Consider the following 6,584-nt stretch of genomic DNA (forward strand, 5'->3'; position numbering starts at 1 on the left):
GATGATGGTTTTGGCGCAAGACATGGTCGTGCGCAACCCCGGCGCCGAAATTCTCTTCGACATTAAATGTTCACGTTTGCTACCCGAGCTGATTATTGAACACGGCGGACGTCCCACCATGTGGAAGTGTGGCCACTCGTATATGAAACGTAAAATGGCCGAGACCGGCGCATTACTCGGCGGCGAATTTTCCGGCCACATCTTCTTCAAAGAGCGCTGGTATGGCTTTGATGACGGCATGTACACCGCCGCTCGCTTGCTAGAAATTCTCACCCTTGCAGGCCGCAGCATGGACGACGCTCTGAGTACTCAACGCACCATGCTCAGCAGTCCAGAGATCATCATTCCCGTGGACGAGGAGCGCAAATTCGCCATTGTGGAAACCTTTGCCGAGAACCAGAATTTTGCCGAGGTAACCCTCACCGAAATCGACGGACTGCGCGCCGACTTTCGCCACGGCTGGGGTCTGATACGCGCCTCCAATACCGGCCCCGCGATTACCCTGCGCTTCGAGGCCGACAGCGAAGCTGCACTGAGCCGAATTCAGAATGACTTCAAGGATTTGCTAGCAAGGATTGATCCCAAGCTGGCAGATAGTCTTTAATAGGCGTCTTTTTTCGCCACCGACCGCAAGAGATTCCACCATGTCTATGAGTCGCACCGCCGCTGGGGATGTTGCCCGCGTACTTACCGAAGCCCTGCCGTACATTCAGCGCTTCACTAATAAAACCATTGTGGTCAAATTTGGCGGCAACGCCATGATCGACGACAAACTCAAAGAACAGTTTGCCCGCGACATTGTGCTCATGAAACTCGTGGGCATGAACCCCATTGTGGTTCACGGCGGCGGCCCACAAATTGGAGACTTGCTAAAGCGTTTAGCTATAGAATCCCATTTTGTCGACGGTATGCGTGTCACCGACACCGCCACCATGGATGTCGTGGAGATGGTCTTGGGCGGCTCTGTTAACAAAGAAATCGTATCTCTGCTCAACCGCAATGGCGGCAAAGCGATTGGCCTCACCGGCAAAGACGGCCAGCTAATCCGCGCCAAAAAGCTCAAAGTCACTCAGCGCACCCCAGACTTGGCAAAAACCGAGATCATTGATATCGGCCATGTTGGCGAAGTTGAAAAAATCAACACCGAAGTCTTAGACATGCTGGTGAATAGCGACTTCATACCCGTCATCGCGCCGATTGGCGTGGGCGCAGATGGCGCGTCATACAACATCAACGCCGACTTGGTAGCAGGCAAAGTGGCCGAAGTACTCAAGGCCGAGAAATTGATGTTGCTTACCAATATCGAAGGTCTGCTCGATAAATCCGGCAAGGTATTAACCGGCCTGAGCACCGAACAAGTCGACGCGCTGATTGCCGATGGCACTATATACGGCGGCATGTTGCCAAAAATTGGTTGCGCCCTGTCTGCGGTGAATGCTGGTGTCGTCAGCGCCCATATTATTGACGGCCGGGTACCCCATGCCGTATTGCTGGAGATCTTCACCGATACCGGCGTTGGTACCTTGATCACCAATACGCAAAGCGCGCTCGACTAATTCAGCACCAATAAACCCAGCGCACAAGGTCATCTACACCCTATGAATAAACGTCCTTCTCGACGCGAAGAAATCCTTCAAGCACTAGCCAAAATGCTCGAAACTCAGCCCGGCACCCGCATTACTACCGCCAAGCTCGCGGCAGAAGTGGGGGTGTCTGAGGCCGCGCTCTACCGCCACTTTCCCAGTAAAGCCAAGATGTTTGAGGGTTTAATTGAGTTTGTGGAGGATTCGGTATTCAGTCGTGTCAGCCTCATTCTCAGCGAAGAAGAGCAAGCACTCGCGCAAATAGCCAAAATATTGCAATTATTACTCACCTTCACTGAGCGCAACCCCGGCATCACGCGCATTTTCAACGGTGATGCGCTGGCGGGGGAAAACGAGCGCCTGCGCAGTAGGGTGGTTCAGTTCTACGACCGTTTGGAAACGCAATTAAAACAGGTACTGCGCGAAGCTGAGTTACGCGAAGGCATGCGTACGCGAATCACCGCAAACAGCACCGCCAATCTCCTTATTGCCGCTGCCGAGGGGCGTATTAGCCAATTTGTACGCAGTGATTTTAAACGACTGCCCACCGAGAACTGGGACGAGCAGTGGCAGCTACTCGGCGAGACAATATTTCGTTAGCGTTTAGGTTTTGCGTAATAGTGTCGACGTGAGTCCACCTGCTGCTGGAGGTCCGCAAAGCGGCTTTTGTCGCGCTCATAATTATTCGCGACCTGCTCCAACTCCTCTTTCCGAGTCACAATATTCTCTTCGGTGGAGGTTACTTCCCGCCGTAATGACGCCAAGGTTTCAGTCAACTCAACCGGCACCGCAAGACCGCGACGCTCCAATTCAGCCGCCTCAGCTTGGTTGCTATAAATCTGTTGCTTAATCACTGACAGATTGCTTTTTAAAATCGAAATCCGCACTTTTATATCATTTAGCGCACGTTTTTTAGCAACATCAATATCTTGAGTGCTGCTATAGCGCAGTAAAAGGGATTCATCCCATTTCCGAGATTTTGCATCAGCCTCGGCTCGCGCCTCCTCAATTCCAAACTCCAGCTCCCGGGCCTTGCGCTCAGCTTCACTAAGCTTAGGCGCAATGGTTTTTACCACGCTGCCGTCCAAGCGGATGATGTCGTAGCCCCGGGGCACAGCCTCAGGGGGGATGCTGTCATCGATCACGACCGTACCCTCGGGCCCGGGATAGCGATAGTAAATGCTCTGAGCATAGGCTGAGGACAAACCAATCCCGCACAGCGCTAACAGCAGTAGAACGCGAGCCATAATCACCTTATTTCGTCTCCCTGAGCGGCACTATTTCACTTCATACGCTATTTATATAACAACGCTATAACGTTCTCGATACGCATTGATACGTGCTACCAGATCGTCGTCTCTCGTCGATTGCGATAAATACGCAACAATATCTTGTAAGCCAACGATACTAACTACAGCCAGCTGGGCGTCTTGCTCCAGCTCCTGAATTGCCGAGCGCTCGCCCTGCCCCCGCTCTTGGCGGTCAAGCCCGATGGCTACCCCCGCAACAACAGCGCCCTCAGCAACAATCATAGCAATTGCTTCACGGATTGCCGTGCCGGCGGTGATAACATCGTCGATAATTAACACTCGGCCAACGAGCGGCGCGCCGACGAGGCTGCCGCCTTCACCATGGTCTTTCTTCTCTTTACGATTGTAGGCGTAGGGTACGTCCATCTGGTGGTGTTCCGCCAGCGCACAGGCCGTTGCTGCCGCGAGGGGAATACCCTTATATGCTGGGCCAAACAGCACATCAAATTCTATGCCCGAGGCAACGATGGCATCGGCATAGCAACGCCCTAATGCCGCCAGCGCCCCGCCACTGCTAAAGCGGCCGGCGTTAAAAAAATAGGGGCTAACGCGGCCTGACTTGAGGGTGTATTCGCCAAAGCACAGGGCCTCACTGGCAATTGCCTGCTGAATGAATCGCTGCTGATAGGGTGTAATGCTCATCTATAATTCCAATTGCCTATATTCTAGTAAGTAGCCGCCTATTTTACTCAGCTACGCAGAAAACCTCACCTATGACACGAAATGCGTGCAATTGTCCGTAAAAATACTGAACATCGGCTATTAATCCGGTGTTTTTTTACAGATAATTCTTACTGCGATTGTTGTCAATAGGGTTTCATTGTAGTCTAACGCCTTGTTTATATCGAAAATTCAGCCACGCTATTGCTGAACGCCACTTTTGCATTGAGTTTTGGCGTATTAACTCGCTATAACGATTCACCTCAACGCTAAAGCTTGGTCACCACGGCCTCGTTATCGACACGATAGGAAACACATGAGAATCATCAGCTTTTGCGCTGACAGCATTGTAGATGCTGCAAAAAAAGGCTTCTTCGACTGGGTCACCAAGCAAGATGCCGACATTATCTGCATCCAGAATTTGGGCATTGCCGAATATAAACTTCGCGACGACGTCTACTTTCCTCGTGACTACAACCCCTATTTCTTTGATGCTGCCGACGGTAAACACAGTGGTGTTGCCATTTATTGCCGAAATCTTCCCAAAGCAATTATGACCGGCTTGGGCTTTTTAGATTTCGACATGGAAGGCCTCTATATCCAGGCTGATTTCGACAATATCAGTATCGGCAGCTTGTTGGCCCCCACGGCCGAAGAAGGTGACAGCGCCAGCCTAATCCGCAAAAACCAGTTTTTTGAGCAATTTGGCAATCACCTGACCAAGGTACGCAATAAACGTCGCGACTTCATCATATGCGGCAACTGGAATATTGCCCACCGCGGTATCGATATTCAGGATATTCGGGGCAACCACGGCAAACCCGGCAGCTTGGCTGAAGAACAGCAGTGGATGGATCGGCTATTTAGAGAGCAGCATTACGCTGACGCCTTCCGCCTGATCAATAATGATCCAGACGAATTTAGCTGGTGGCCAGACGGCCAGCCCGGTGAAAACGGCTGGCGTGTCGACTACCAAATTACCTCAGAACATATGACGCCACGAGTAGAATACGGCGCTATATACAAGGTTCAGCAATTTGGCAGCCATGCACCGGTGATCATGGATTATGACTTTGAATTACCAGAAAGCCCCTTTTAAGGGCTTTCTGGTAAACAATCAGGCCAGCGCCGCGCGCTGAGCCTCGATCAACTCAGCAATACCCTTCTCTGCCAAATCCATCATTGCATTCATCTCGACCCGGCTAAAGGTTGCGCCTTCTGCTGTGCCCTGTACCTCAATCACGCCGCCCTTATCATCCATGACCACATTCATATCGGTTTCAGCATTAGAGTCTTCGGCATAATCCAAATCCAGCACCGGTACGCCCTGATAAACGCCAACTGAAATAGCGGCAACTTGCTGCTGCAGTGGATTCCCCGTAATTAAGCCTTTCTTTTGCAGGCTGGCAACCGCGTCAGATAAGGCAACGTAAGCCCCGGTGATTGATGCAGTGCGAGTGCCGCCGTCGGCCTGAATGACGTCGCAATCCAAGTAAATGGTATTTTCACCCAGCATGGTTAAATCGATAGATGCGCGCAGTGAGCGGCCAATCAAGCGCTGAATTTCTTGGGTGCGGCCACTCTGTTTGCCCCGCGCCGCTTCTCGATCCATACGGCTACCGGTTGAGCGCGGCAGCATACCGTATTCCGCAGTCACCCAGCCCTGGCCGCTGCCGCGTAAAAAGCCCGGCACGCTATTCTGTACTGAGGCAGTACAAATCACTTTGGTATTGCCCATTTCAATTAACACCGAGCCCTCCGCGTGACAGGTGTAATTGCGAGTAATTGTAACCTGACGTTTTTCATCACTGGCGCGTTGACTGGGTCGTGTCATCATATTTTTCCATTGGTTTTCAAAAGAGTGGCGCCGATTATACCTGCCAAGCCACCCCCGCCCCAAACTTCTCGGTATCGAACTCTCCAGCCTCAAATCAAATCACTACTGAACAAGCGCGCTAAAAAGTTTAGAATACCGTTTCTAATTAATACCTAGGGGAAGACATTGACTACCAGCAGCATGACCGCGTTTGCCCATCTGCAATCCGACTACCCTTGGGGCAGCGCCACGTGGGAACTCCGTTCAGTCAATCATCGCTACTTGGAGCTATCATTTAAATTGCCGGAAAGCTGGCGCAATTTAGAGCCCAGCCTCCGCGACGCCCTGCGCAAAAGCCTACAACGCGGCAAAGTAGAATGCGCCCTAAAGATCCAAATGCACACCCAACAGCAAGAGCTGCAGCTCAACAACGTCCTCGCCAGCCAGATTCTCGACGCCGCGAACAAGCTCAAGGCCGACATTGCCCACGCCGCGCCCATAAATGTATTTGAACTGCTGCGCTGGCCCGGGGTACTCGAGCCCCAAAGTGTCGACGGCGACGCCATTAGCAGCCAGTTACTTGAGGGCTTTAAACAAGCCCTTGCCGAACATATAGCGAATCGCGAGCGCGAAGGCCAGGCCCTGGCCGACCTCATCACTCAGCGCCTCGACAGCATCAGCGCCATCGTCGCCGACATTCGCAGCAAAATGCCCGGCATCGTCGTCGCCCAGCGCGAAAAACTCCAGCAACGCCTCGCCGAACTGCAAGTAGAACTCAACCCCGAACGTTTAGAGGCTGAAATTGCCCTTATCGCCCAGAAGGCTGACGTCGACGAAGAACTCGACCGCCTAGACACCCACGTAACAGAAGTGCGCAGAGTCCTTAATAAGGGCGGCGCCAGCGGCCGTCGCCTCGACTTTTTTATGCAGGAACTCAACCGCGAAGCCAATACCCTGTCATCTAAGGCCGTTGTTTCTGAAAGCACTCAGGCGGCAGTGGAGCTAAAAGTGTTAATTGAGCAAATGCGGGAGCAGATCCAGAATATTGAATAGCTTTTCACATCAATTCCTTACAGTGCCTCGGAAATAGAAGACGAGGCATTGTTGCTCAGCGCCACCCCCAACTATTTTACCGACTACCCCCTCAGGCAATATTCAATTCCTGCCCACACAATTTGCCGCGCAAAAACTATTAAGCAGCGCTGTTGTACACTA

Annotated in this window: 7 protein-coding genes and 1 pseudogene; 5 read left to right on the forward strand and 3 right to left on the reverse strand. The window is 52.1% G+C overall.

Features of this window, described 5'->3' with window-relative positions:
• From ABYT30_RS13650 to slmA, 3 genes and pseudogenes are all read left to right on the forward strand, one after another.
• Positions 1–604, forward strand: a pseudogene (locus tag ABYT30_RS13650) (phosphomannomutase/phosphoglucomutase); the annotation flags it as partial.
• A gap of 40 nt (positions 605–644) precedes the next feature.
• On the forward strand, positions 645–1,556 hold the full coding sequence (gene argB, locus ABYT30_RS13655) for an acetylglutamate kinase (RefSeq protein ID WP_373084028.1): 912 nt from the start codon (positions 645–647) through the stop codon (positions 1,554–1,556).
• A 42-nt stretch (positions 1,557–1,598) separates the two neighbouring features.
• Complete coding sequence (gene slmA / locus ABYT30_RS13660) at positions 1,599–2,183, forward strand: nucleoid occlusion factor SlmA (RefSeq protein WP_373097012.1); 585 nt, start codon at positions 1,599–1,601, stop codon at positions 2,181–2,183.
• Here the strand turns inward: slmA and ABYT30_RS13665 are convergent.
• Both ABYT30_RS13665 and pyrE read right to left on the reverse strand, forming a co-directional pair.
• Positions 2,180–2,830: a hypothetical protein gene (locus ABYT30_RS13665; protein ID WP_373084024.1), complete on the reverse strand. Its 651-nt coding sequence runs from the start codon at positions 2,828–2,830 to the stop codon at positions 2,180–2,182. The genes slmA and ABYT30_RS13665 overlap by 4 nt on opposite strands.
• Positions 2,831–2,881: 51 nt before the next feature.
• Positions 2,882–3,535: an orotate phosphoribosyltransferase gene (pyrE, locus tag ABYT30_RS13670; RefSeq protein ID WP_373097014.1), complete on the reverse strand. Its 654-nt coding sequence runs from the start codon at positions 3,533–3,535 to the stop codon at positions 2,882–2,884.
• A gap of 334 nt (positions 3,536–3,869) precedes the next feature.
• Between pyrE and ABYT30_RS13675 the strand changes: the two genes are divergently transcribed.
• Entirely contained in the window at positions 3,870–4,652 is a 783-nt protein-coding gene (locus ABYT30_RS13675) for an exodeoxyribonuclease III (RefSeq protein WP_373097015.1), read from the forward strand.
• A gap of 18 nt (positions 4,653–4,670) precedes the next feature.
• On the opposite strand, the gene rph is transcribed toward ABYT30_RS13675, so the two are convergent.
• Positions 4,671–5,387, reverse strand: coding sequence for a ribonuclease PH (rph, locus tag ABYT30_RS13680; RefSeq protein WP_373082411.1), 717 nt, complete (start codon positions 5,385–5,387; stop codon positions 4,671–4,673).
• 183 nt (positions 5,388–5,570) lie between these two features.
• Here rph and ABYT30_RS13685 point away from each other — a divergent pair, with 183 nt between their 5' ends.
• Complete coding sequence (locus tag ABYT30_RS13685) at positions 5,571–6,422, forward strand: YicC/YloC family endoribonuclease (RefSeq protein WP_373097017.1); 852 nt, start codon at positions 5,571–5,573, stop codon at positions 6,420–6,422.
• The last annotated feature ends 162 nt before the right edge of the window (positions 6,423–6,584 follow it).

It is taken from the genome of Zhongshania sp. (assembly GCF_041623545.1).
GTDB lineage: Bacteria > Pseudomonadota > Gammaproteobacteria > Pseudomonadales > Spongiibacteraceae > Spongiibacter.

Excerpts from the sequence above, each read along its gene's own strand:
- argB (WP_373084028.1), top strand. The coding sequence starts at position 645 with ATGTCTATGAGTCGCACCGCCGCTGGGGATGTTGCCCGCGTACTTACC.
- slmA (WP_373097012.1), top strand. The coding sequence starts at position 1,599 with ATGAATAAACGTCCTTCTCGACGCGAAGAAATCCTTCAAGCACTAGCC.
- ABYT30_RS13665 (WP_373084024.1), bottom strand. The coding sequence starts at position 2,830 with ATGGCTCGCGTTCTACTGCTGTTAGCGCTGTGCGGGATTGGTTTGTCC.
- pyrE (WP_373097014.1), bottom strand. The coding sequence starts at position 3,535 with ATGAGCATTACACCCTATCAGCAGCGATTCATTCAGCAGGCAATTGCC.
- ABYT30_RS13675 (WP_373097015.1), top strand. The coding sequence starts at position 3,870 with ATGAGAATCATCAGCTTTTGCGCTGACAGCATTGTAGATGCTGCAAAA.
- rph (WP_373082411.1), bottom strand. The coding sequence starts at position 5,387 with ATGACACGACCCAGTCAACGCGCCAGTGATGAAAAACGTCAGGTTACA.
- ABYT30_RS13685 (WP_373097017.1), top strand. The coding sequence starts at position 5,571 with ATGACCGCGTTTGCCCATCTGCAATCCGACTACCCTTGGGGCAGCGCC.